At 42.4% G+C, this 1391-nt stretch carries 1 pseudogene; it reads left to right on the forward strand.

From position 1 onward, the window contains the following. A pseudogene (locus KV696_RS00020) lies at nt 1-1391 on the forward strand (hypothetical protein); the annotation flags it as partial.

The following is a 1391-nucleotide window of genomic DNA, read 5'->3' on the forward strand; positions in this document are numbered from 1 at the left end:
AAAAGCACCAGTACCGCCAACAAAAGTTGTGACACCAAATAAACCAGGTTCAACAATCACTACAGAAACACCAGTCAACGGTTTAACAGTAGATGGCGATGGTAACTTAACTGGCACACCAACCGTAGACGATTGGGGACCAAAAGAAGAAGAACGTAAAGTTACAATCCCAGTTAAAGTGAAGAATGGTGACGAAGAAGTCGTTGTGGATGTTCCAGTTACAATTCAACGTGATACAGATGGCGACGGCATTCCAGATGTGACCGATCCAGATGATGACAACGATGGTATTCCAGACAAGGATGAAGAGAAAAATGGAACAGATCCTAAGACACCAACAACTCAAACTCCTACAATCGATATCACACGCAAACCAAATGGTGATGCAGTAATAACACCGAAGAAACCAGATGGCTTAACCTACCCACCAGGAACAGTAGTAGAAATTCCAGGTAAGGATGGTAATCCAATTGTCGTTATAATCGGTGAAGATGGTTCAGGAATAGTTCCAAATGACAAGTTACCTAAAGGTGATTTACCAGGAAAAGGTACAGTAACAGAACCGAATAAAGAACCATCACAACCAGTGCCAGTAACAACACCAGCTCGTAAGAACCCGACAATCAAAATTGAACAAGATCCTAAGACTGGTGATGTTACAGTGACACCGAAGAAACCAGATGGCTCAATCTACCCACCAGGAACAGTAGTAGAAATTCCAGGTAAAGACGGGAACCCAATCACAGTAACAATCGGTGAAGATGGAAAAGGAACAGTACCAAACAGTGATCTGCCAGAAGGAGATATTCCGGGAACAGGTAAGATTATTGAAAAAGGGAAAACACCTGAAGAAGTTCAAGTGAAGACACCTAAAAAATTAGATCCAAATGAACCACAAACGGAGCGACCAGTCTTAATTGATATTACTAGAAAACCAAATGGAGATGCGATTGTCACACCTAAGAAACCTGGAGTGGGAGGAACATATCCACCAGGAACGAAGGTAGTTATTCCGGGTGATAATGATACTCCAATCGAGGTTATCATCGGAGAAGACGGTTCAGGAATAGTACCGAATGATAGTCTTCCAAAAGGAAAAATCGAAGGAGAAGGTACAGTAACAGAACCGAATAAGAGACCATCACAACCAGTGCCAGCAACAACTCCAGCACGTAAGACTCCAACAGTAGACTTGGAACAAGATCCTAAGACTGGTGATGTTACAGTAACACCGAAGAGACCAGATGGGTCAACATACCCACCAGGAACAGTAGTAGAAATTCCAGGTAAAGGTGACAAGCCAATCACAGTAACAATCGGAGAAGATGGTAAAGGTAAAGTACCAAACAGTGAATTACCAGACGGTAAGGTTACAAAACCAGGTAAGATTA

The organism is Streptococcus humanilactis (genome assembly GCF_019448275.1).
GTDB classification, from domain to species: domain Bacteria; phylum Bacillota; class Bacilli; order Lactobacillales; family Streptococcaceae; genus Streptococcus; species Streptococcus humanilactis.